Below are 22,943 nucleotides of genomic sequence, written 5' to 3'. Positions count from 1 at the left end.
CCCGAACTCCCCCCGGCGGCGCCGGCTACCGCCCGCCATCCTTGCGCGACGCTTCCTCATAGGCCCGCGCGAAGGCCTTGCCGAAGGCGCTGTCGAAATCATCCTCGAACTGGTCGATGAGCTGGCCGTGCAGTGCCTTGTAGGCATCCCACAGCCGCTTCTCCTTCGCCCCGAGGAAGCCGCCGCCCTTGTCCGCCGCCTCGAGCCCGGCCGGCGCCAGCTTGTCGAGCAGGGCGCGGGCCGCGGCCTGGGTCGCGGCGAGCGAGGCCACCTGATGCGCGTTGAGGTCGGCGACCGTCTCCTCGACGGCCTTCACCTGCGGCTTGGGGCCGAGCAGCGCGGCGAGCGCGGCGTCGTCGGTCGCGGCGAATTTCAGCGGGTTGTTGCCGGCGGCCCGGAGCATGGTCTGCTCGATGCGGAACTCCCGCTTCACATCGGCCCGGGCGATGAGCAGGGCACGCAGCCCGGCCACGGCGGCGCGGAGGCTGGCGCCGGCGGCGGTGAGCGCGGCGGCCGGGTCGGCACCCGCGAGCGCGGTCGGCGGCAGGCCGGCGCCTCGCAGCAACAGGGCGAGGGCGGCGTCCGGCGCGAGCGGCGCAGTGGGAGGTGGCACTGATGCCGCAACCGGCTGGGCGATGGGAGCCGGCGTTGCAAGGGCGGCCGGTGCTGGGATGGCGATGCTTGGCACGCCCTCCTCGGCGAAGGGGTCGGACGGATCCGGCGCGGCCGGCACCGGCGCCGGCTGCGGCGGGTTCCAGGCGGGCGCCGCGGCCGGGGCTGGCGCGACGGGCGACGGCAGCACGGCCTCGGCGACGGGCAGCGGTGCGACGGCGGCCGCGACCGGGATCGGCGGCACGGGCCGCGCGGCCGGGGCCGGCGCGGTGGCTGGCGCCGGCCGGATCGGGGCCGCACCCGGCGGCGAGAGGTCGAAGTCGAGGTCCCAGTCATCCGGCAGCGGCGCCGCGGCGGGCACTACCGCGCGGGGCGGGGTGAAGGCATCCGAGGCCGCCGGCCGGTGGTCCGGCATCGGCGCATCGTCGATGAAGGCGTCGAAATCCGCCGGCAGGGCGACGCCGCCGCTCGGCAGGGGCGGGGTGGCGAAGCCGGGCGAGGCATCGAGCGCCGGCGCCGGGGCGAAGGGATCGGCGAAGGGGTCGGGCACGGCGCGGCCGGTGCCGGGGAGGGATGAGGCGCCCCAGCCCGGCGCGCCGCCGAAGCCCTGCTGCGCCGCGGCCGCGCTAATCCGCACCTCGATCTCGTAGCTGCCGAGACGCAGCCGGTCGCCATCGGAGAGGGAGGCGACGAGGTCGCGGCCGATCGGCGCCGCCGCGTGGTTGAGGAAGGTGCCGTTGGTCGAAAGATCGCGCACCTGCCAGAAGCCGCCGCGGAATTCGAGCACGCAATGCCGCTTCGACAGCACGCGCTCGGGGTCCTGCAGCTGCCACTCGCATTCGAGGCCGCGCCCGATGGTGAGGTCGCCGCCCGAGGAGCGCCGGCTCTCCGGCACCGCGGCCTCCGGGCAGCGCAGGACGTTGAGGGTCAGCTCCATGTCAGCTCACGATAACGGTGGGATAGCCGATGACCACCGAGCCGCCATGGGCCGTCAGGCTGCCCATGTAGGCGGCAGGCTGGCCCTTGATCAGCACCTTGACGGATCCCATGACGATGACGTCCGGCGGGCCGACGCAGACGCACATGTCGCCGACGCGGGCGGCGGGCAGGCCGCCGATCAGCACCGTCATCCCGCCAGGGGGCAGGATCGGCCCGCCGACATGCGGGACGGGGCCGGTGAACATCGGGCAGACATGCATGTCGGTGATGCGGGCGGCGGGGGGCATCAGCCGGCCCCTTCCGGCGCAATGCGGCCGGCGCCGCCGGTGCCGATGTCGCGCGCGCTGGCGATGAAGCGGGGGTAGCGCGCCGCGGCCTTCTCCGGCGCGGTGCGGACGGCAGCGAGCACCACGGCGCCGGCGATGGCGACGCCGGTGAGGTGCTCGGCGGGTGGCACCACGGGCTGGCCCTCGGGCGACATGCTGCCGCCGGACCAGAAGGCGCCGACCGCGGCCCAGGCCTCCGTGCTGCGGAAGGCGGCGCGTTCGGCCGCGGCCATGGCGGCGCGGCGGGCGGCCTCGTCGGGCCGGCGGACCCAGGCCTCGGCGGCCTCCAGCGCCTGCACGTCCTCGGGCCGCGCCGCCGGGTCGGGCACGGCGCGGGCGCACATGCAGGCCCACCACACGGCCTCGCGCTTCGGCAGGGCATGGGCGAGGAGGCGAAGCGCCTCCGTCATGCGGCCGGCGCCCTCGAGCCTGGCGAGGGCCGCCTCGGCATCGGCAAGGCCAGCGAGCAGCGCGCCGCCCGCGGCATCGAGCTCGAGCCGAGGGAGCAGCGGGGCCAGGGCCACCAGGAGCTTGGAGGCGGTGCGTGTCGCGCTCATGCCGCTCATCCGATCATCACGATGCCGCCGCCGGCCTGCAGCATGGCGGTGCCCTTTACCGAGGTCATCAGGCCCTGCATGCTGAGCTGCATCGTGCCGTCGAGCTTCAGCATCATCCCGTTAAGGGAGATGCCCATCTGGTCGAGCTTCAGCTCGGACATGCCGACCTTCAGCGTGATGCCCTGCATCGCCTCGATGGTGACGGCGCCGAGGCTGGTGGTCACCGTGTAGTTCCCCAGGTCGAGCACGGTGCTCATGTTGCCCATGGAGAGCTTCAGGTCGTTATTCCCCATCTTCAGCGTCTGCGACAGGTTGCCGGTGCTGAGGGTGTAGGTGTCGTTGCCGGTCTTGATCGTGGTCTCGCGGTTGCCGGTGTTGACCGTCAGCGTCTCGTCGCTCTCGATCGTGGTGGTGCGCTTGCCGGCCTTGACCAGCCGCGTCTCGTCGCCGTCGCGGACGGTGGTGCTGAGGTCGTGCTTCACCAGGACGTTCATGTCGAACTCGGCCTGGATGTAGACCTCCTCCGAGCCCTTCTTGTCCTCGAAGCGCAGCAGGTTGGCGTTGTCCTTGCTGCCGCCCTTGGAGGAGCGGGTGGTGATGCCGCTCTGCGTGTTCAGCGAGGGCAGGGCATAGGGCGGCGGCGCTTCCTGGTTGTGGATGCTGCCGAGCACCACGGGCTTGTCCGGATCGCCGTCGAGGAAGCCGACCAGCACCTCGTCGCCGATCCGCGGCAGGAACCAGGTGCCGCCCCACTTGCCCGCCCAGGGCTGCGAGACGCGCACGTAGCAGGTGGTGTTCTGGTCCTTCTTGCCGTAGCGGTCCCAGAGGAACTGGATCTTCACCCGCCCGTGCTGGTCGCAATGGATCTCCTCGCCGGAGGGGCCGGTGACGATGGCGCTCTGCAGCGCGGGCATCGCCGGGCGGCGGCGGGGCGCCGCGTTGCGCCAGGTGCGGTCGGCCGGGATGGCGACGAAGCTGTTGGCGTAATGCGTCTGGCCGTCGCCGACGAGCTGGGTCTCGTCCATCGCCTCGTGGCGGATGGCGGTGATCAGCCAGGGGAGCGCGGAGCCGCCCAGGCCCTCCTGCACCTTGATCTTCCCGCCGGCGAAGAGGGTCGCCATCTCGGTATGGCCCTCGGCCGAATCGGCCTGCGCCTCGTGCTGCTCCATGCCGATGGTCGACGGGTCTCCATCGGGCTGCGCGGCCTGGCCGGCGCCCCAGCGATAGACCTCCCAGGTGCTGGCATTGGGCGTGCTGAGCCGGGTCTGGGTGGTTGCCTGCAGCAGGGTCGAGGGCTTCAGCATGTCGAAGTCGTGGCCGACATGCTTGCCCGGCTGCAGCGTGCCGGAGACGCGCCATTCGGTGACCGCGTTGAGGTCGTTGGCCGCGGCCCGCACCACCAGCGGCTCGCCCGGCACCTGCGGGAAGTCGGCATTGGCGCCGGTCACCGTCAGGGTGTGGTCGTTCGCGCCGTGCTGGAAGAAGTAGCCGGCGCCGATCTCGTCCATGAGCCGGCTGGCGAAGTCGAAATCGGCTTCGTGGAACTGCACGCAATAGGGCCGCGGGGTGGAGGGCAGGGTGCCGAAGCGCACAGGGGCGACGCTCGCCTCGCCGAACAGCGTCTGCAGGATGGCCTGCACCGACTGCTCCTGGAAAATGCGGCAATCGGCCGTACGGGTCATGTTCCAGAGCAGCGGCACGGCCTCCAAGCGGTAGGCGGTGAGGTCGCGCTCCCGCCCGGCGACCTTGGCGAAGGCGCGCACCATGCCGTTGAAGTGCCGCTTCGGCTGGTCGGCAAGGTCGACGGTGCAGGTGACCGACTTGCCGAGCAGGTCCTTCGGCGCGAGGTCGCTCCTGGCCGACAGCACCTCCGCCTCGATGACGAAGGGCCGGCCGATCGCCTCGGTGACGCTGAGATGGCGCAGGACCAGCACGTCGGGACCGAGCGGCGAGGTAATCCCGAGGAGCCTGCCCGACTGGCTGATCTCCGGCGAACCTGACATGCCCCCCCCTACGCCCCGTTCCGCTATCATACAGGGCTGCTACTTCCGGTGGAATAGCGCGATCCGTCCGGGGCGGCGCAACTTTCGCGACGACGTGAGGAAGATGGCGGCGGACCTGGCGAGCGCCGATCGGGCATTTGACCCGCGGCGCGCCCTCCCCGAAGCTGAGCCCCTCCGGGAGGACCAACGCCATGACCGAACGCCCCTTTACCCGCGCCGATCTCGATCTGCTGCGGCGCTGGGATACGCCGACCATCTGCAACGCGCTGGAGCTCGTCGTCCCGGCCCGGCGAGGCCGCGGCTTCACGCTGCAGCCCTTCACCGTCGCCGACCCGTCGCTGCCGCCGCTCTGCGGCCTGGCGCGCACTGGGCAGATCCGCGCCGCCGCCCCCTCCGGCCGCACCCGGGAGCAGGACCGCGAGGCGCGCATCGGCTGGTACGAATATGTCGCCGATGCCGACCTGCCGACCATCGTCGTCATCGAGGACCTGGACGAGACGCCCGGCATCGGCGCCTTCTGGGGCGAGGTGAACAGCGCCATCCACAAGGGCCTCGGCTGCCAGGGCTGCGTCACCAGCGGCTCCTTCCGCGACATCGACATGCTGGCGTCGGGCTTCCAGATCATCGGCGGCATGGTCAACCCGAGCCATGCGCATGTGCACATGGTCGATTTCGGGCGGGACGTGATCGTCCACGGCATGCCCTGCATGCATGACGACGTGGTCCATGCCGACCGGCACGGCGCCGTCGTCATCCCGGCCGAGGCGGTGCGGCAGCTGCCGGCGGCGATCGACCTCTGTGCCCGGCGCGAGGCGGTGATCCTCGAGATGGCGAAGCGGGACGATTTCGACATCCATCAGCTGAAGGACGCGCTGTCGCGGTCGGACGAGATCCACTGAGGGCGCGGCGCCTCGCCCTGGCGCTGCTGCTGGCGGCCGGGCCGGCGGCGGCGGAGCCGGGCTGGGAGGCGCGGCTCGGATCGCTGGCGCCGGCGCTCAGGGCCTGCCTCGACGGCGACCCCGCGGCCTTCGTCGACGATGTCGGGCCGGCGCCGAACGGGCGGCTGGCGGTGCGGGTGCGGCGCGGGCGGGTGACGGAGCGCTGCCTGGTCGGCGAGCAGGGGCGGGTGGCGATGCGGCTGACACAGGCCGATGCGCCGCCGCCGGATCCGGCGGCCACCGCCTATTTCCTCGAGCGGCGCTGCGTCGATGCGCGGCGGATCGCGGCGTCGGACGGGACGGTGCTCGGCTGGCTCGCCTATCCGGCGTGTTCGTAGGCCGCGCTGCGGACCTGATCCTTGCCGCCGGTCTTGGCGGCGTACATCATGGCGTCCGCCGCGGCGAGCGCCGCCTCGGCCGAGGCCGGCATGGTCCCGAAGCCGACCGAGCCGATCGAGGCGGTGACCGGCCAGCCCTCGCGCACCATGCGCTCGGTCAGCGCCAGGCGGATTCGCTCCGCCAGATGGGCGGCGCCCGCGGTCTCGCCGAGCAGGACGCAGAACTCGTCGCCGCCGAGCCGGGCCAGGCTGTCCGTCGCACGCGTGGTGGCGCGCAGCACCTCGCTGACGGCGCGCAGGACGGCATCGCCGGCCGCATGGCCCAACCGGTCGTTCACCCCCTTGAAGCCATCGAGGTCGATGAAGAGAAGCGTGAAGGGGCGGCGCTCGGCGATGGTCGCGTCGAGCGCCGTCATCATGGCGGAGCGGTTGGGCAGGCCGGTCAGCCCGTCGGTGACGGCGAGGTCGTGCATGCGCCGCATCGCGCGCCGCAGCTCGAGCGCGGTCGAGACGGAGCGGGCGAGGCCGGAGAGAATCTCGAGCTCCTCCTCGCTGGTCTGGCGCGGGGCGTGGTCGAGCACGCAGAGGGTGCCGAGGGCATACCCCTCGGCATTCACCAGCGGGACGCCGGTATAGGAGCGGAGGCCTGGATCGCCATGGACCAGCGGGTTGTCGGCGAAGCGCGGGTCGGCGCGGGTGTCGTCGACCACCAGCGGCTGGTCCGGCTGCAGGATGGCATGCGCGCAGAAGGCGAGGTTGCGCGGCGCCTCGGTGATCTCGAGCCCGTGCCGGGCCTTGGCCCAGAGGCGCTCGGCATCGATCAGCGAGACCAGGGCGATGGGCCGGCGGGTGAGCCGGGCGGCCAGGCGGGCGATGTCGTCGAAGGCGGCCTCGCAGGCCGTATCCAGCACGGCATAGGAGCGCAATGCGGCGAGGCGGCCGGCTTCGTCGGAAGGCAGCGGGGCGGCAGGCATGATCGCGGCAACGGTCCTGATTGATCCAGATTCATCCTATCACAACCGTGGGATGCCGACCCGCCCAATTTCCAGGGATGGACAAGGCGCCCCGGCTCCGCCCGAATGGCTGGGCAGTACGGGAGGCGGCATGGCGGCGGGGCAGGTGCTGGCGGTGGTGCGGCCGGACTGGGTCGACCATTACGGCCATATGAACATGGCCTTCTACCTGGCCGTCTTCGACATGGCGACGGACCAGCTCTGGCCGCGCCTCGGCCTCGGCAAGCCGCTGCATGCGGAGGGGTTCGGCACCTTCGCGGCGGAAACCTGGGTGAATTACGTGCGCGAGGTGCGGGAGGGCATGCCGCTCCGCTGCGAGAGCGAGGTGCTGGCCCATGACGCCAAACGGCTGATCGCGGTACACCGGATGTACCATGCGACGGAGGGCTGGCTCGCGGCCGAGAACGAGGTGCTGTACCTCTGCATGGACCTCGCGGTGCGGCGGGTGGGGCTGTGGCCGGCCCGGGTGGTGGAGCTGTTCGCGGCGGCCTGCACCGGCAATGCGCCGCGGCGGCTCGCGCTGCGGCGGCGCGATGGCTAGGGCGGTTTCCGTTCGCATGGGCTCACGGAACCCGCTCCAGCGTGTTGTTTGATCGAGCAAATAGCTCCGATCAGATGATTCCACCTGATCGGAGCTTGCTCTAGTCCGCCGAGATGTTGGCGCGGCGGATGACCTCGGCCCAGCGGGCGAGGTCGCGGGCGATGACCTCGGCGAAGGCGGCCGGGCTGCCGCCGACCGGGGCCATGCCCTGCGCCGCGAGCGCTTCGGTTGTCGCGGGCTGGCGTAGCCAGTCGTTCAGAGCGCCGTTCAGCCGGGCGATGAGGGGAGCGGGCAGGCCGGCGGGGCCGAGCAGCCCGTACCAGAGGTCGACCTCGGCGCCGGGGAAGCCGCTTTCGGCCATGGTCGGCACGGCGGGGGCGGCGGGGCTGCGCTGCGGGCTGCCGAGGGCCAGCAGGCGGATGCGGCCATCGGCGGCGAGCGGCAGGGCGGTGTGGACCGGCAGCACCATGGCCGCGACGCGCCGGCCGAGCAGATCCTGGATCGCCGGCGCGCTGCCGCGATAGGGGATGTGGTTGAGCGCGGCGCCGGTCTCGACGGCGAAGAGCGCCATCGCCAGGTGCTGCGGCGTACCGATGCCGGGGCTGGCGTAATCCAGGCTGCGGCGGCGGGCGAGGTCCGCGAATTCGGCGGCGCTGCGGGCGGGGATGTCGGGGTTCACGGCGAGGACCAGCTCGCCGAGGGTCAGCCGGATGATGGGCGCGAAGCTGCCGACCGGGTCGTAGGGGACCTGGCGGAAGAGGCTCGGGTTCATCACGAAGGTATTGGCCTGGAGCAGCAGCGTCCGCCCGTCTGGTGCGGCGCGGGCGGCGGCCTGGGTGCCGATATTGCCGCTGGCGCCGGGGCGGTTGTCGACGATCGCGGGCTGGCCGAGTGCCGCCTGCAGCACGGGGGCGACCAGCCGGGCCAGCACGTCGGGGCCGGTGCCGGGGGTGAAAGGCACAATGATGCCGACCGGCCCCTCCTGCGCCACGGCTTGGGTGGCGAGGGGCAGGGTCAGGAGGGTTCTGCGTCCGAGCGGCATGCGCGGCCTCCTCAGTCGATCTGGAGATTCATGCGGCGGAGGACGGGGGCCCAGCGGGCGGCCTCCTGCCGCATGAAGGCAGCGCAGTCCTCCGGCCCGCTGCCGATGGCGAATTGCCCCTCGGCCAGCAGGCGGTCGCGGAAGCCCTGCTCCCTCAGCGCTTCGCCTGCGGCCGCGGCAAGGCGGGCGATGGCGGGCTGCGGGGTGCGGGCGGGGGCGACCAGGCCGAAATAGGTCTGTGCCACCGCCTCCGGCGCCGTCTCGGCGAAGGTCGGGATGTCGGGGAGGCCGGGCATGCGGCGGTCGCCGGTCCAGCCGATGATGCGGCCCTGGCCATTGCGGTGCGTCCCGATCGCCGAGGCGCCGCCGACCACCAGCACATCGAGCGTGCCGGCGAGGAAGTCGTTCAGCTGCTGCGCATCGCCCCGGTAGGTGACGTCCTGCATGCGGATGCCAAGCTGCTCGGAGACGAGCACGGCGGCGATGTTGTTGAAGGAGGAGGGGCCGTTGGTGCCGTAGTTCAGCCGCCCCGGCTGCGCCTTCGCCAGCGCCACGAATTCCGGGATGGTCTTCGGCAGGCGGTTCTGCAGGACGAAGGCGAAGGGCAGGATGCTGAGCAGGGAGACGGGGGCGAAATCCTCCGTTCGGTAGGAGAGGTTCCGCATCAGCAGCGGGTTCAGCGTCAGCGTGGTGCCGGAGTTGACGAGGAGGGTGGCGCCGTCCGGCGCGGCGCGGGCGACATACTCCGCGCCGACCACGGTCGCGGCGCCGGGGCGGTTCTCGACCAGGACGGGCTGGCCGAGAAGGGGCGCCATCCGCTCGGCCAGCAGCCGGCCCATCAGGTCGGTCGAGCCGCCGGGCGGGAAGGGGACGACGAGCGTCACCGGCCGGGCCTGGGCCAGGGCCGGCGTCGCCAGCGCGGCGGCGAGCAGGCTGCGGCGAGCAATCCTATGCTTTGGCATTGTTTCCTCCCGGTCGTTGCGGCAAGCCTCGCATGCCCGGGGCGCGGCGGGGAGGTGGCGCTTGACGCGGCGCATGGGGCCGCCTGCAATGGCCGGGAGGAGAACGAGCATGTCCGAGAACATCAAGGTGTCGGTCGCCGACGGGGTGTGCACCGTGGTGATCGCGCGGCAGGAGAAAAAGAATTCGCTGACGCGCACCATGTATGCCGGCCTGGCCGCGGCCATCGAGGACAGCGCCGCCGACCCGGCGGTGCGCTGCCTGCTGCTGACCGGCGAGGGCGAGGCCTTCTGCGCCGGCAACGATATCGGCGAGTTCCAGAACCGCGCGCCGGAGGACCCGTGCGCCCCGCCGCCGAGCAAGCGCTTCTATTACGGCCTCGCCAATTACGAGAAGCCGATCGTCGCCGCGGTGCCCGGCCTCGCCATCGGCATCGGCTGCACCATGCTGATGCATTGCGACATCGTCTATGCGGCGCCGGAGGCGCGGTTCCGCATGCCCTTCGTCGATCTCGGCCTGGTGCCGGAGCTTGGCTCCTCCATGATCGTGCCCTGGATGGTGGGGAGGCAGAAGGCGGCCGAGCTGATGCTTCTCGGCGAGTTCTTCAGCGCCGAGGCGGCGCGTGAGATGGGCTTCGTCAACCGCGTGATGGACCGCGCCGAGCTGCTGCCCAATGCGCAGGCGACGGCGGCCGTGCTGGCGCGGAAGCCGCCCGAGGCGATGCGGCTGACGCGGCGGCTGCTGCGCCAGCACCATGCGATCCTGCTCGAGCGGATGGAGGACGAGCGGCAGATCCTGAGCGCGCGGCTGCAGACCGAGGAAACCCAGGCCATCATGGCCGGCGTCTTGAAAAAGCGCTGAAGGAAAGCCGACTCATGACCCTCGTCGAATCGCTGAAGGGCCGGCTCTCGCTGCCGCTCATCGGCTCGCCGCTCTTCATCATCTCCGTCCCCGACCTCGTCGTCGCGCAATGCACGGCGGGCGTCATCGGCGCCATGCCCTCGCTCAATGCGCGGCCGGCGGAGCAGTTCGAGGAATGGGTGGTCGAGATCAAGGAACGGCTCGCGGCGCATGATGCGCGGCATCCGGACCGGCCGGCGGCGCCCTTTGCCATCAACCTCATCGTGCACAAATCGAACGACCGGCTGGAACATGACCTCGCCATCTGCGTGAAGCACAAGGTGCCGCTCATCATCACCTCGCTCGGCGCGCGGCCAGAGGTGAACCAGGCGATCCATTCCTATGGCGGCTACGTCCTGCACGACGTGATCAACCAGCGCTTCGCCCATAGCGCCATCGACAAGGGCGCGGATGGGCTGGTGCTGGTCTGTGCCGGCGCGGGTGGGCATGCGGGGACGCTCTCGCCCTTCGGCTTCCTGCAGGAGACGCGGGCCTGGTTCGACGGGCCGATCGCGCTCTCGGGCGCCATCGCCAATGGGCGGAGCGTGCTGGCGGCGGAGGCGCTCGGCGCCGACTTCGCCTATGCGGGCAGCGCCTTCATCGCCACGACCGAGGCGCGGGCGCAGTCGGAGTACCAGCAGATGATGCTGAAATGCGGGGCGGAGGACATCATCTACACCAACCTCATCACCGGCGTGCACGGCAACTACATGAAGCCGAGCCTGGTGCGGGCGGGGCTCGACCCGGACAACCTGCCGGGCAGCGACCCAAGCAAGATGGACTTCAGCTCCGACCGGAAGAAGCGCTGGAAGGACATCTGGGGCGCCGGGCAGGGGATCGGCGCGGTGAAGGCGGTCGAGCCGGCGGGCGAGGTGGTGGCGCGCTGGCGGCGGGAGTACCACGCGGCGCGGGCGCGGCTCGGCGCCGGCTGCCCGCCGGTCAACCCAGCCTGGGAGGCGGTGCTGGAGGCGGCGGCGGAGTAGGCCGCCGCCCCTGCGCGGGGTTCATTCCATCGCCGCATGCGCCGGGTCGGGCGCGGCGGCCTGCGGCGGACGCTTCATCAGCGGCAGCAGGAGGAGCATCGCCAGCGCCAGGATCATCAGCAGCCAGTAGTCGTCGGCATAGGCGATGATGCTGGCCTGACGCGTGATCTCCTGGTTCAACAGTGCGGCGCCGGGGACGGTGGAAGGGTCCCACCACCGGTGGATCGCCGGCATGTCGAAGACCCGGTTCAGCGGCGAGACATGCATCGCCAGGTCCGCATGCACGACCTGGGTGTTCCGCGTCAGCATGGCCGACATGGCCGAGATGCCGATCGCGCTGCCGAGGTTGCGCAGCAGGCTGATGAGCGAGGTGCCATCCGTCCGGAGCGCCGGGTCGAGGGTTGCGAAGGCGACGAGGTTCAGCGGGATGAAGACGAAGCCGAGGCCCACGCCCTGGAGCACGGTTGCCGTGACCAGCGTCGTCATCGAGACGTCGGGCGTCCAGCCAGTCATCTCCCAGAGCGTCCAGGCGAGGATCAGCACGCCCATCGCCATCACCTTGCGCGGGTCGAAGCGGCTGGCCAGCCGGCCGGCAAGGAACATCGCCGCCATGGTGCCGAGGCCCCGTGGCGCCATCGCAAGGCCGGCGGTGAAGACCGGGTAGTTGCCGAGCGTCTGGAGATAGGGCGCGAGCAGGGCCGAAGTGGCGAAGAGGATGACGCCGACCGCGAACATGATCCCGAGCCCGGCGGCGAAGTTGCGGTTCCCGAAGATGCGGGGCGGAATGAAGGGCCGGTCCGCCGTCGCCATGTGGACGAGGAAGAGGTAGAGGCCGAGCCCGGCGAGGGTCGCCTCCACGATGATCTCGGTCGAGCCGAACCAGTTCAGCAGCTCGCCCCGGTCGAGCATGATCTGTAAGGCGCCGACGCCGAGCGCCAGCACGCCGAAGCCGAACCAGTCGAACCTCCGCCCGGACTGCGCCTCGCCCTTGGGTAGGAAGAAGATCAGGCCGAGCAGCGCCAGGATGCCGAAGGGCAAGTTGACGTAGAAGACCCAGCGCCAGTTGAGGTTCTCGGTCAGGTAGCCGCCGAGCGTCGGGCCCAGGATCGGGCCAACCATCACGCCCATGCCCCAGATCGCCATGGCGGAGCCGCGCTGCTCTGCTGGGTAGATGTCGAGCATGGTGGACTGGCTGAGCGGCACCAGCGCGGCGCCGAAGGCGCCCTGGAGCAGCCGGAAGATCACCATCTGCTCGAGCGACTGCGCCGCGCCGCAGGCGACGGAGGCGAGGGTGAAGCCGCCGACCGAGGCAAGGAAGACCGCCCGCCGTCCGAAGCGCGTAACGAGGAAGCCGACCGGCGCCGTCAGGATGGCGGCGGCGGTGATGTAGCTGGTCAGCACCCAGGTGATCTGGTCGGAGGTCGCCGCCAACCCGCCCTGCATGTAGGGCAGGGCGACATTGGCGATGGTGCCGTCCAGCGCCTGCATCAGCGTCGCCACCATGGCGCAGACGGTGATGATGCCGCGATGCGGCACCGCTTGCTCGTTCATTGGGAATGCCTGCCCTCGCTGGTGCCCTTCCGCCGTCAGGCGGCGGAAGGGCTGGCCCGAAGCATGGGTCGTGGAAGACTAGAAAATGTCGGAGAGATGCCGCTCATGGCCGGTGTCAATGGAGACGACGGCGCTCATTCCCGAGCGCAGCGGCGGCGCGTCCGCCGGCTGCTCGACGCGAATGCGGACCGGAATGCGCTGCACCACCTTCACCCAGTTGCCGGAGGCGTTCTGCGCCGGCAGCACGCTGAAGGTGGAGCCGGAGGCGGGGCTGATGCTCTCCACCACCGCCTTCCAGCTGCGGCCAGGATAGGTGTCGATGGTGACCGTCGCGGCGTCGCCTGGCTTCACATAGGTGAGGTCGGTCTCCTTCGGCAGCGCATCCACCCAGACGCGGTCGGAGGAGACAAGGGCGAAGGCGGGCGAGGCGGCGGCGAGGTACTGGCCGGGCTGCAGGGTCGAGACCTGGGTCACGGTGCCGGCAAAGGGCGCGCGCAGCACGGTGTGGTCGAGCTGGCGCTGCGCCTCGGCGAGCCTGGCCGCGGCCTCGAGGTAGTCGGGGTGCTGCTCCACCGGCTGGTCCGCCTTGCCGCCGAGCTTCGCCAGCTGAACCCGGGCCTGGGCGCGGAGCGATTCGAGCTGCTGCTGCGCCTGCTGCAGGCCGTAGCGCGCCTGGTCATAGGCGGAGCGGGTGACGGCGCCGCTGTTCACGATCTGCGCGGCGCGGTCATAGGTCGCCTGGGCGAGGGCGGCGGCCGCCTCCTGCGCCGCGGCGTCGCGCAGCAGGCGCTGATAGTCGGCCTGCATGGCCTCGAGGCTCAGCGCGGTCTGCTGCAGCTGCGCGCGCGCCTGGTCGAGGGCGTGCTGGAAGGGAGCGGGGTCGAGCTGGACGAGGGGCTGGCCTTCCGTCACGCGGTCGCCCTCACGCACGGCGATGCGCTGGACGATGCCGGCGACATCGGTCGCCAGCATCAGCCGGTCGGCCTGGACATAGGCGTCGTCGGTGCCGGCGTAGCGGCCGCCATTCAGCCAGAACAAGCCGGAGCCGGCGACGACGGCCAGCACGCCGCCCAGCATCAGGACCGGGCGCAGCCAGCGGCGGCGGCGCTTCGGCGGGGCGGAGGCGGCCTCGGTCTCGGGTTTCTCGACGCGGATCGAACCTTCGGGCATCGGATGCTCTCTCAGGCAGCGAAGTCGGCTTCCGTCTCGCCGGCCAGCAGGTTGGACTTCATCAGCAGCAGGGCGTCGCGGACGGCAGCGCGCTGCGCCTCGGGCAGGTTGCGGGTCGTGGTCGCATCGAAGGTGGCCTTGGCCTCGTCGATCTCGGCCAGCACCGGCGCCGCCTCGGGCCGCAGGTGCAGCCGCCAGACGCGGCGGTCATTCGGGTCGGCGCGGCGCTCGATCAGGTTGCGCGCGGCCAGGCGGTCGACCAGGCGGCCGACGGTGATGGGCTCGACCTCCAGCAGCTCGGCCAGCTCGCGCTGGGTCAGGCCGTCATGGCGCCGAAGGCGGACCAGGATCACCCATTGGGCGCGGGTCATGCCATGCGCTCGGGCGACGCGGTCCGCCATGGTGCGGACCAGCCGCGCCACGTCGGTCAGCAGCAGCAAGAGGTCGTCATTCGGCGGTATCGTCACGCCGCTGAATATAAGCAGCCTTATTATCAGCAGCCATAGGACTGCCGGTCACGAGGCTGCGCGGAAGATGTCTAGTATTCCATCTCGTAGGACAGGCCGATGCGGTCGCCGGCGGGGCCGGTGGCCGTCTGGCCCTCAATCTTGATCCGGGGCGTGATCTCCACCTGCACGCCAACGCCGGTGCCGCCACCATTTGTCCCCTGGCGGACCCCGAGGAAAACGCCGGGGACGACGTAGCGCCCGGCCTCCACGGTGGGGCTCGTGGAATTGCCCTGGCCGCCGCTGACGCCGAGGCGATCGAGGCCGAGGGCGGTGCGGACCCGGTCGAGCGGACCGCCGCCGGAGCCGCCGATCCCGGTGAGCTGGGCGACGGCGGCGGCGATCTGGGCGATCTCGAACGGGGAGAGGCTGCTGGTCGAGCGGCCGAAGAGCAGGCGCGCCAGCACCTCGTCCTGCGGCAGCTCGGGCGTGGAGGTAAAGGCGATCTGCGGCGCATTGGCCGGGCCGGTGACGGTCACGGTGATGGTCGTCGTGCTGGCCGTCGCCTCCGCCGCCATGTCGAGCTGCGGGACGAAAGTGCCGGCATTGAAGCCGATCGTGCCGCGCTTGAAGGTCAGCGTCCGGGTCAGGATGTTGAGCGTGCCGCGGACCAGGTTGAGGTTGCCGGAGGGGACCGGGGCGGCGACCGTGCCGCCGATATCGAGGGCGCCGCCCATTTCCACCTCGAGCCCGCGCCCGCGGATGAAGACGCGGCGCGCCCTGACCTTCACCGCCAGCGAGAGGGGCGGCGCGGCGGCGGCGGGCGGGCCGGCCTTGGCCGCGGGCGGCGGCTCGGGGGGCAGCACGCCGGGCGGCAGGCGGCCGCGCTGGCGGACATTGGCGAGGGTCGGGACGTTGGCGGGCAGCTTCTCCGGCACGCGGAGTTCTGCCTGCTCGATCCGCACCTCGCCGGCGACGGTGCCGCCGCCGGTGATCGGGCCCTTCACCGTAATGTCGGCGCCGATGGTGGCCGTGCCGAGGTCGGAGGCGACGGGGCGGGCATTGCGGGCGGTGATGGCGAGGTCGGCGGGCAGGCCGGGGGCGCCGACATCGATGCTGCCGCGGATGCCGATGGTGCCGCCTCCGAGCGTCTTGCCCTCCAGCCGCTCGATGACCAGGCGGGTGCCCTCGCCGGTGATGGTCCCACCGATCTCGGAAAGGCGGACGCCGGTGATCGGGTTGCGGTAGTCGCCGCCGGAGAGGGTGGCGCGGCCGCCGAGGCGGGGGGTGCCGAGGCTGCCCTCGGCCTTGAGCGCGAGGGCGAGGCGGCCGGCGACGCGGTCGGCGCCGGCGGCGAGGAAGGGGCCGGCGAGGGGCGCGAGGTTCAGCGACCCGTCGAGGCTGGCGGCGAGGGGGGAGTTGGGGTCGAAGCCGCGCGGCAGGCGGGCGGTGGCGGTGACGGTGCTGGCGGGGCCGGCGGCGATCTCGGCGCGGGCCTCGGCGGCGTTGCCGGTCATGCTGCCCTCGGCCCGCAGCGTCACCGGCGGCAGGCCGCGCGCCCATTCGGCGCCGAGGCCGAGGCCGGTGCCGTTCAGCCGGGCACGGATCTCGGGCTTCGCCGTCGGGCCGGTGGCGCGGACCTCGCCGGTGATCATGCCCTGCGGCTTCAGGTCCGGGGCGAAGCGCTCGGCGAGCACCAGCGGCAGGGCCGCGATGGTGACGCCGAGATCGGCCCGCTCCGGCCCCCAACGGCCGGCGGCCTGGATCCGGCCGCCATTGCCAATGGCGAGGGCCAGCTTGGCGATGTCGATCCCGCCATCGGCGCCATAGGTGATGCGGGCGGGATTGGCGAGGCGGACCGTCTCGCCCTGCGCCTCGGCCTGGAGGGCGGCGAGGTCGAGGCGGTAGGCGCCCTCGGCGGCGGCGAGGCGGCCGCGGCCGGAGAGTTCGCCCTGGGTCGCCTTGCCGCGGAGCGTCCAGTCGAGGGCGGCCTGGGTGCCGTTGACGGTGGCGGCGAGACTGCCCTCCTGGCCGGCATAGGCCAGCCGCGGGGCATCGAGGCGCAGGTCGAAGCCCTGGACGCCGTCGCGCGGCTCCAGCTTGGCATCGAGGGTCAGGCGGCCGGCGAGGCCTGCCTGTCCTGCCAGGCGGCCGAGCGGGGCGAGGTCGGGTGCCTCCAGCCGCGCCGTGCCGTCAAAGAGCTTGGCCCCGGGGTCGAGCCGGCCATTGGCGGCGAGATGGGCGGGACCGAGCCGGGCCTCGGCGGCTTCGATCTCCACCGCCTGGCCATCCGGGCGGCCGCGGAAGTCGAGGGCGACGGGCAGGCCGTCGAGCGTGGCTCGAAGCTGGGCGGTGCCGCGCGGGGCGGAGGCGGGGGTGGCGACCTGGGCGTCGAGGGCTAGGCCTTCCAGCACCCGTCCGGCGGCGGCGATGCGGCCGGAGCGGGCGGAAAGGGTGAGGTCGGGGTCGGTGAGCTTGCCGGCGGCGTGCACGGTCGCCTCCAGCGCGCCCTCGGAGCCGGCGCCGAGGACCTCGAGCCGGGGGAGGGAGAGGGTGGCGTCGACGGCGATGGGCTCGGCGACATTGCCCTTCGCGGTGAGACGGCCGTTGGCGGCGTCGAGCGTCGCCTCGAAGGCCGGGCCGGGGAGCGCGGCATTGAGGGCGAGGCGGGGGGCAGGGCCGAGCACGGCGTCGGCCTGGGCGACGCCGGTGGCCAGGGCGTCGGGCGTCGCGGTCAGGGCAATGGCGGGCTTCGCCATGGTGCCGGTGACATGCGCCCGGGCGGCGAGCCCCTGCCAGGCGAGGCCGGCGGGGAGAAGGGGGCTGAAGCGGGCGCTCTCGGCCAAGGCGAGGTCGAGGCGGAGGTCGAGGGCCTCGCTCCGCAGGTCGGCGGTGCCGGTGGCGGCGAGACGCCCGGCGGGGAGGGTCAGCTCTAGCTTGCGGAGGGCGAGGCGCTGGTCGGGCGGCAGGTCGGCGTCGAGGCTGAAGCCGAGGGGGATGGCGAGCGGGCGGATGTTCTCGGGCAGCAGCGGGCCGGCGCGGGCCTCGCCCTGGAGGGTGGCGCCGTAGGCCCCCTCGGGCGTCGCGCGGATGGTGCCAGTGCTGGCGAGCGTCACCTGCGGGCCGAGACTGGCCTGCAGGTCGAGGGCGGCGCCGGAGGCGGGGCCGTCCAGGTTCAGGGCGAGGTGGAGGGGTGCGTCGCCCCAGCCGCCCTCGGGGGGCGGGATGAAGCCGGCTATGAGGCCGCCCGGGGCCTCGTCCAGCGTCAGCCGGGCGGCGAGGCGGTCGGCGCCGGGGGTGAGGGCAAGGTCCAGCGCTGCCGTCAGCGGGGCATCGAGGCGCCTGAGGTCGAGCTTTGCCGTGAGGTCGCCGGCGGCGAGGCGGGCCTTGCCTTCGAGGGCGAAGGCGGCGGGCTCGCCGAGGACGGGTTCGGCCAGCTCGATCCGCCGGATGGCGAGGCTGTCGAGCTGCACCGCGACGGGAAGCTGCGGGAGGTGGGGCAGGACTGTGTCGGAGGGCGGCTGCGGTTCGGCCGGCGCCGCCTCGCCGCCGGCGGGGAGGCGGGCGAGGGCGACGCGCGCCGCCTCGATGCGCTCGATGCGGAGGGTGCGGGAGAGGAGCGCCTCAAGGTCGAGATCGATGCGGCCATCCTCGAGCACCACCCATTCGCCCTCCGCATCGGCATAGGCGAGGCGGACGAAGCCGAGATGGCCGGGCAGCGAGCCGCGCAGCCCCGCGATCCGGAGGCCGGGCACGAAGCCCTCCGCTTGGCGGGCGAGAAAGGCGCTGCCGCCCTCGGTATTCACCCAGGCGAGGGCACCGATCACCGCAATCACCGGTAGGAGGATGAGCAGCGCCAGCGCGCCGAGGAGCCATGTGAGCCAGCGCATGGTCAGAAGGCCTGGCCGATGCCGACATAGAGGCCGTAGCCGGAGGAGCGCGGCTCCCGCACCACCGGCACGGCCACGTCGGCGCGGATCGGCCCGATCGGCGTGTAGTAACGGAGGCCGAGGCCGGCGCCGACCCGGAGGTTGGAGGTGTCGGGGACGGAGCCGGTGCCGACCGTGCCGGCATCGACGAAGGCGACGGCGCCGATATCGCCCCAGACCTTCTGCCGCCATTCCACGCTGGTCTCGAGCAGGCTGGCGCCACCGGTGGGGCGGCCGCGCTCGTCACGCGGGCCGATCGACTGATAGTCGAAGCCGCGGACCGAGCCGCCGCCGCCGGCATAGAAGCGGATGTGGCGCGGCACCGCGTCGCGGTTCGCGCCGAGCAGCGAGCCGATGGTGCCGCGCACCGCAAGGATGCTGCGGCGGTCGGCGAAGACGTCCCAATAGGTGCTGGCGGTCAGCCGGGTCGGCGCGAAGGGCTGGGCGTCGCGGATGCTGTAGGAGGGGCTGACGGTGCCCTCCAGCCGGTAGCCCTGGGAGGGGTCGAGCAGGCTGTCGGTGCCGTCATAGCGGCCGCCGGCGAGGACGCCGACGATCTGGTAGGGGCTCAGCTTGCCCTCTGGCGGGCCGGTGGAGCCGAGATCGACGGTCGGGCCGGCGCGCACCCTCAGCCGCTCGGAGAAGCGGCGCTCGAAGAGGAGGGAGGCGGTGATCGCGTCGCGGTCATAGGCTTCCAGCCGCTCGCGCAGCGCGCCGATGCTGGCGATCAGCGTCAGGTCGCGGCCGAAGACGCCGGGGCTCGTATAGGTGACGCCGGTCCGGTAGGTCATCTGGCTGAGCGCCCCGCCGGCGCCGATGCGGGCCAGCTCGCCCTCGACGCGCAGCCGCTCCGCCCCGCCGAAGAGGTTGCGGTGCTCCCAATAGACCCGGACGGAGGGGCCGTAATTGGTCTCGTAGGCGGCGTTGATGCCGAGGGCGTGGCGGGCGCGCTCGGCGACGGTGAAGGTGGTGGGCAGGCGGCCCTCGGCATCGAGTCGCTCGGCGGCGCGGGCGCGGACGGAACCGAAGGGGCCGAGCGCCATCAGCTCGCGCCGAGCCCGCTCCAGCCGCTCCGGGCTGTAGGTCTCGCCGGTGATGCGGCCGGCCTGGCGGCGGAGGAATTCGGCATCGACGCGGACGGCGCCCTCGACCTGGGGCGGGGCGAAGCGGGCGACGGGGCCGGGGGCGAGGCGCCAGGCGATCTCCATCGTCTTGGTCCCATGGTCCACCACTGCGTCCCGCCCGGCCATGGTGGCGAGCGGGTGGCCGGCCTCGAGCATGCGGTCGAGCAGGATGCGCTCGGCCGCCAGCACCGGCTCGGCCCGGGCGGGGTCGCCGGGGGCGAGGCCGAAGGGTCTGGCGGCCGCGGCGTCGACGGCGGCCTGCCCCTGCGGCTCGGTCGCCCGGATGCCGATGGTGCGGATGCGGTAGCGCTCGCCCTTCTCGACGGCGATGCGGATGGGGACCGGCTTCGCCGCCGGCCCGTCGAGCCGGCCGGCGAGGTCGGGGTCGCCGAGCGGCAGGCCGGCGATGGTGATGCTGGTCGTGCCGCCCCAGTAGCCCTCGGATTGCAGGGCCTGCTGCAGCCGCTCCCGGTCGCCCTGGGCGCGGCCGATCACGCCGCCGGCGCTGGTCGGCGCCGAGTCCTGCAGGGCCTTGAGCTGGGAGACCTCGGCGAGGGCGGCATCCAACGCGGCATCGCCGGTCGGTGCGATCTCCACCGCATAGGGAAGGACCTCTGGCTCCGCCTCCTGTGCCCGGGCCGTGGGCGCGAGCCATGCGGCAAGCAGCAGGGCCAGAATGATCGGCAGGCGTTGCAGCATGGATAACACGGGGGCGTAAGCAACTTTCGGGGTCAGGGTTCCCTCGGCAGATAGGTGGGGTTAGGCTTGCCGCATGGACCAGACCCTCGCGGAAACGCTCGCCGGGTGGCGCCGCCACCTGCATGCCCATCCGGGCCTTACCCTGCACGAGGCGGAAACGGCCGCCTTCGTTGCCGCCCGGTTGCGCGAGATGGGGGTCGAGGTGACCGAGGGCATCGGCGGCCACGGGCTGGTGGGCACGCTGCGGCGGGGGGAGGCCGGGTCCAACCGCTCGGTCGGGCTGCGGGCCGACATGGACGCGCTGCCCATCCAGGAGCTGAACGAGGCGCTGCCCTACCGCTCCACCACGCCCGGCGTGATGCATGCCTGCGGGCATGACGGGCATACCGCGGCCCTGCTCGGGGCGGCGGCGATGCTGCAGCAGGACCGAAGCTGGACGGGGACGATCCGGCTCGTCTTCCAGCCGGCCGAGGAGGGCGGCGGCGGGGCGCAGGCGATGATCGCCGACGGGCTGTTCCAGCGCTTCCCGATGGAGCGGATCTTCGGCTGGCACAACTGGCCGGGGCTGGAGGCGGGCACCATCGCCGTGCATGAGGGGCCGGTGATGGCGGCCGGGGCGCGCTTCGAGATCGCGCTGGCCGGCCATGCCGGGCATGCCGCGCTGCCGCACCTGACGCGGGACCCGATGATCGGCGCCGGGCACTGCATCATCGCCTTGCAATCCATCGTCGCCCGCAACATCGACCCGATGCAGGCGGCCGTGGTCAGCGTGACCGTGGCCGAGGCGGGCGAGGCGCAGAACCAGGTGGCCGGCCGCGCCGTGCTGAAGGGTACCGCGCGCTGGCTGACGCCCGAGACCGGCGAGGCGATCGAGGCCGCCATGCGGCGCATCGCCGCCGGCATCGCCGCGACCTTCGGGCTGGAGGCGGAGGTGCTGTTCAAGGTCGGCGTCCAGCCGACGGTGAACCACCCGGCCGAGCGCGACCTCGCCGCCGAGGCGGCGGGCAGGCTGACGCAGGTCCGCCGCGACATGCCGCCGGCCATGACGGGGGAGGATTTCTCCTTCTTCCTGAAGGAGGTGCCGGGCGCCTTCGTCTGGATCGGCAACGGCTCGGCCGAGGGCGGGCGGGAGCTGCACAACCCGGCCTATGACTTCAACGACGCCATCCTGCCGGTGGCCAGCGGCTACCTCGTCGAGGTAGCGAAGCGAGCCCTGGCCGGGGCATGACGCGGCCCGGAGGGCCTGGGCGCGACTTCGGCGGGCGCCGGCCGGGCGGCATGACCATGCGCCTGCCCGAGGGGATTTCCGGTCCGGGGCTGCCGCTCCTCCTTTTGGCTGGCCTCGCGGCAGCGCCGGTCCATGCCGGGGCGGCGCCCGCCGGCCAGGCGGAGCTCGAGGCAGCGGCCCGGCGCAGCCTTCCAGTGGCCGGCCGCTTCGCCAGCGGGCAGCCCCGGCGCTGGACACCTGAACGCGGCCGCACCCTGTCGCTGCTTCCGGTCCGCTTCCAGCCGGCCGCGCCGAGCTTCGTCAACCAGCGGCACTGGTGCGCCCTGGCGATCGGCGCGGCGGGCCGGCCGGCCGAGACCATCGTCACCGTCGGCACCGACTGGACCGGCACCGTGAGCTGCAACGGCCTCCGCGAGGCGGGCGAGCTGCCGACCGCGCGGGGCGTGCCGCGCTTTGCGCTGGTCTATGCCGCGAGCTCGCCGAACACCCAGGTCGCAGTGCCGGTCATCCTGCGCTGGAACGCGGCTTCGGGGCGCGCCGAGCTGGACGAGGAAGCCTCGCGCAGGGTCGACGAGGCCGGGCAGGGCGGCAGCCTCGCGGCGATCAGGGTGGCGCTCCGGCCTCGTTGAGATCCCGCCAGCCGGGCCGGTCGCCGAGCGCCTCCGCGTGGAAGACGCCGCGGGCGACGGCGCGGGCCAGTGTCGAGGCCGCGAGGTGGCCGAGGCGGGCGAGCATGCCGGGGCCGGTGCAGCGCACCCGGCCGGTCGCCAGGGCGAAGACGCTGTCGCCGTCGAAGGGCGTGTGGATCGGGCGGATGGCCTGGGCGAGGCCGTCGGCGGCCATGATGGCGAGGCGCTGGAGCTCGCCCTTGTCGAGCGCGGCATTGACGGCGACGACGGCGATGGTGGTGTTCGCCATCGGGTTCACCGCGGAGCCGAGGGGGAGGGGCATCTCCGGGTCCGGCCGCCAGTCGGCCGTTGGTGGGCCGAGGCCGCCGAACTCGTTGTCCATCTCGTGCGGCCAGGACCAGAAGTGGCGGCCGCCAGGCATCACCGCGCTGCCGAAGCTGTTGACGGCGGCCAGCGCCCCGATCTGCAGCCCATCCGCGGTGGCGCTACTGGCGCTGCCGAGGCCGCCCTTCACCCGGCCGGAGCGGGCGCCGAGCCCGGCGCCGGCATTGCCGAGGGCGAAGTCGGGGCCCACCGCCTCCAGGGCCGCGCGGCCGAGTGCGGCATAGGGCGGGGTCTCGCCCCAGGCCTTGTCGCCGCCATTCATCAGGTCGAAGAGGATGGCGCCGGGGACCACGGGCACCCTTGTCCCGCCGAAGGCGGCGCCGCGGCCGCGGAGGCCGAGCGCTGCGACTACGGCGCCCGCCGCGTCGAGGCCGTACATCGAGCCGCCGGAGAGCACGATGGCATCGACCGTGTTGCCGATGCTGGCCGGGTCGAGGGAGTGGATGTTGAGCGTGCCCGGCGCGCCGCCGCGGATCTCGGCGGCGGCGGGGCAGCGTTCCTCCGGGTAGATGACGGTGGTGCCGGTGCGGATGCGGTAATCCTCGGCCTGGCCGACGAGGATGCCATCGACATCGGTGATGAGGTTGCGCGGGCCGGGACGGATCATGCGACGCAGCCTCGCATGGCGGGC

General features: G+C 72.7%; 20 protein-coding genes. 7 read left to right on the top strand and 13 right to left on the bottom strand.

Going from position 1 to position 22,943, the window contains the following annotated elements; genetic code table 11:
• Positions 1-25: 25 nt before the first annotated feature.
• Genes tagH through AC5JJ1_RS06480 form a run of 4 tightly spaced genes read right to left on the bottom strand, consistent with a single transcriptional unit; the run spans position 26 to position 4,437 of the window.
• A complete protein-coding gene (tagH, locus tag AC5JJ1_RS06495) occupies positions 26-1,549 on the bottom strand; it encodes a type VI secretion system-associated FHA domain protein TagH (RefSeq protein ID WP_495784293.1) in 1,524 nt (507 codons plus the stop codon).
• Position 1,550: 1 nt separating this feature from the next.
• Positions 1,551-1,838: a PAAR domain-containing protein gene (locus AC5JJ1_RS06490; protein ID WP_495784292.1), complete on the bottom strand. Its 288-nt coding sequence runs from the start codon at positions 1,836-1,838 to the stop codon at positions 1,551-1,553.
• Positions 1,838-2,434: a DUF6931 family protein gene (locus AC5JJ1_RS06485; protein ID WP_495784291.1), complete on the bottom strand. Its 597-nt coding sequence runs from the start codon at positions 2,432-2,434 to the stop codon at positions 1,838-1,840. The genes AC5JJ1_RS06490 and AC5JJ1_RS06485 overlap by 1 nt, the downstream gene beginning before the upstream one ends.
• Positions 2,435-2,439: 5 nt before the next feature.
• Positions 2,440-4,437, bottom strand: a complete 1,998-nt coding sequence (locus tag AC5JJ1_RS06480; RefSeq protein ID WP_495784290.1) for a type VI secretion system Vgr family protein — start codon at positions 4,435-4,437, stop codon at positions 2,440-2,442.
• Positions 4,438-4,628: 191 nt separating this feature from the next.
• Between AC5JJ1_RS06480 and AC5JJ1_RS06475 the strand changes: the two genes are divergently transcribed.
• A complete protein-coding gene (locus AC5JJ1_RS06475) occupies positions 4,629-5,336 on the top strand; it encodes an RraA family protein (RefSeq protein ID WP_495784289.1) in 708 nt (235 codons plus the stop codon).
• A 170-nt stretch (positions 5,337-5,506) separates the two neighbouring features.
• Complete coding sequence (locus AC5JJ1_RS06470) at positions 5,507-5,713, top strand: hypothetical protein (protein WP_495784288.1); 207 nt, start codon at positions 5,507-5,509, stop codon at positions 5,711-5,713.
• Here AC5JJ1_RS06470 and AC5JJ1_RS06465 read toward each other — a convergent pair.
• Positions 5,695-6,687 (bottom strand): diguanylate cyclase, encoded by a 993-nt coding sequence (locus tag AC5JJ1_RS06465; RefSeq protein WP_495784287.1) that lies wholly within the window; start codon positions 6,685-6,687, stop codon positions 5,695-5,697. The genes AC5JJ1_RS06470 and AC5JJ1_RS06465 overlap by 19 nt on opposite strands.
• 130 nt (positions 6,688-6,817) lie before the next feature.
• On the opposite strand from AC5JJ1_RS06465, the gene AC5JJ1_RS06460 reads away from it, so the two are divergent.
• Positions 6,818-7,267, top strand: coding sequence for an acyl-CoA thioesterase (locus AC5JJ1_RS06460; RefSeq protein ID WP_495784286.1), 450 nt, complete (start codon positions 6,818-6,820; stop codon positions 7,265-7,267).
• Positions 7,268-7,367: 100 nt separating this feature from the next.
• Here AC5JJ1_RS06460 and AC5JJ1_RS06455 read toward each other — a convergent pair whose 3' ends face one another.
• Complete coding sequence (locus tag AC5JJ1_RS06455) at positions 7,368-8,309, bottom strand: tripartite tricarboxylate transporter substrate binding protein (RefSeq protein WP_495784285.1); 942 nt, start codon at positions 8,307-8,309, stop codon at positions 7,368-7,370.
• An 11-nt stretch (positions 8,310-8,320) separates the two neighbouring features.
• Positions 8,321-9,271, bottom strand: a complete 951-nt coding sequence (locus AC5JJ1_RS06450) for a tripartite tricarboxylate transporter substrate binding protein (RefSeq protein ID WP_495784284.1) — start codon at positions 9,269-9,271, stop codon at positions 8,321-8,323.
• 109 nt (positions 9,272-9,380) lie between these two features.
• On the opposite strand from AC5JJ1_RS06450, the gene AC5JJ1_RS06445 reads away from it, so the two are divergent.
• The gene (locus tag AC5JJ1_RS06445; RefSeq protein ID WP_495784283.1) at positions 9,381-10,130 is read left to right on the top strand and encodes an enoyl-CoA hydratase; all 750 of its coding nucleotides are present in this window, start codon (positions 9,381-9,383) and stop codon (positions 10,128-10,130) included.
• A gap of 14 nt (positions 10,131-10,144) precedes the next feature.
• Positions 10,145-11,152: an NAD(P)H-dependent flavin oxidoreductase gene (locus AC5JJ1_RS06440; RefSeq protein ID WP_495784282.1), complete on the top strand. Its 1,008-nt coding sequence runs from the start codon at positions 10,145-10,147 to the stop codon at positions 11,150-11,152.
• 21 nt (positions 11,153-11,173) lie between these two features.
• Here the strand turns inward: AC5JJ1_RS06440 and AC5JJ1_RS06435 are convergent, their stop codons facing one another.
• The 5 genes from AC5JJ1_RS06435 to AC5JJ1_RS06415 form a co-directional block, all read right to left on the bottom strand.
• Complete coding sequence (locus tag AC5JJ1_RS06435; RefSeq protein ID WP_495784281.1) at positions 11,174-12,703, bottom strand: DHA2 family efflux MFS transporter permease subunit; 1,530 nt, start codon at positions 12,701-12,703, stop codon at positions 11,174-11,176.
• A 78-nt stretch (positions 12,704-12,781) separates the two neighbouring features.
• A complete protein-coding gene (locus tag AC5JJ1_RS06430) occupies positions 12,782-13,873 on the bottom strand; it encodes an HlyD family secretion protein (protein ID WP_495784280.1) in 1,092 nt (363 codons plus the stop codon).
• Between the two features lie 11 nt (positions 13,874-13,884).
• Positions 13,885-14,340, bottom strand: a complete 456-nt coding sequence (locus AC5JJ1_RS06425; RefSeq protein ID WP_495784279.1) for a MarR family winged helix-turn-helix transcriptional regulator — start codon at positions 14,338-14,340, stop codon at positions 13,885-13,887.
• Between the two features lie 71 nt (positions 14,341-14,411).
• Entirely contained in the window at positions 14,412-18,209 is a 3,798-nt protein-coding gene (locus AC5JJ1_RS06420) for a translocation/assembly module TamB domain-containing protein (protein ID WP_495784278.1), read from the bottom strand.
• Positions 18,210-18,211: 2 nt separating this feature from the next.
• Entirely contained in the window at positions 18,212-20,071 is a 1,860-nt protein-coding gene (locus AC5JJ1_RS06415; protein ID WP_495784277.1) for an autotransporter assembly complex protein TamA, read from the bottom strand.
• A gap of 73 nt (positions 20,072-20,144) precedes the next feature.
• Here AC5JJ1_RS06415 and AC5JJ1_RS06410 point away from each other — a divergent pair, with 73 nt between their 5' ends.
• Both AC5JJ1_RS06410 and AC5JJ1_RS06405 read left to right on the top strand, forming a co-directional pair.
• Positions 20,145-21,299, top strand: coding sequence for an amidohydrolase (locus tag AC5JJ1_RS06410; protein WP_495784276.1), 1,155 nt, complete (start codon positions 20,145-20,147; stop codon positions 21,297-21,299).
• Positions 21,296-21,928 carry a hypothetical protein gene (locus AC5JJ1_RS06405; protein ID WP_495784275.1) on the top strand — a complete coding sequence of 211 codons (633 nt, stop codon included), beginning with the start codon at positions 21,296-21,298 and terminating at the stop codon, positions 21,926-21,928. Before AC5JJ1_RS06410 ends, AC5JJ1_RS06405 begins: the two co-directional genes overlap by 4 nt.
• On the opposite strand, the gene AC5JJ1_RS06400 is transcribed toward AC5JJ1_RS06405, so the two are convergent.
• Positions 21,903-22,919, bottom strand: coding sequence for a P1 family peptidase (locus AC5JJ1_RS06400; protein ID WP_495784274.1), 1,017 nt, complete (start codon positions 22,917-22,919; stop codon positions 21,903-21,905). The genes AC5JJ1_RS06405 and AC5JJ1_RS06400 overlap by 26 nt on opposite strands.
• Positions 22,920-22,943 lie beyond the last annotated feature (24 nt).

The organism is Belnapia sp. (genome assembly GCF_059504005.1).
This window is presented reverse-complemented; position numbering and strand designations above follow the sequence as displayed.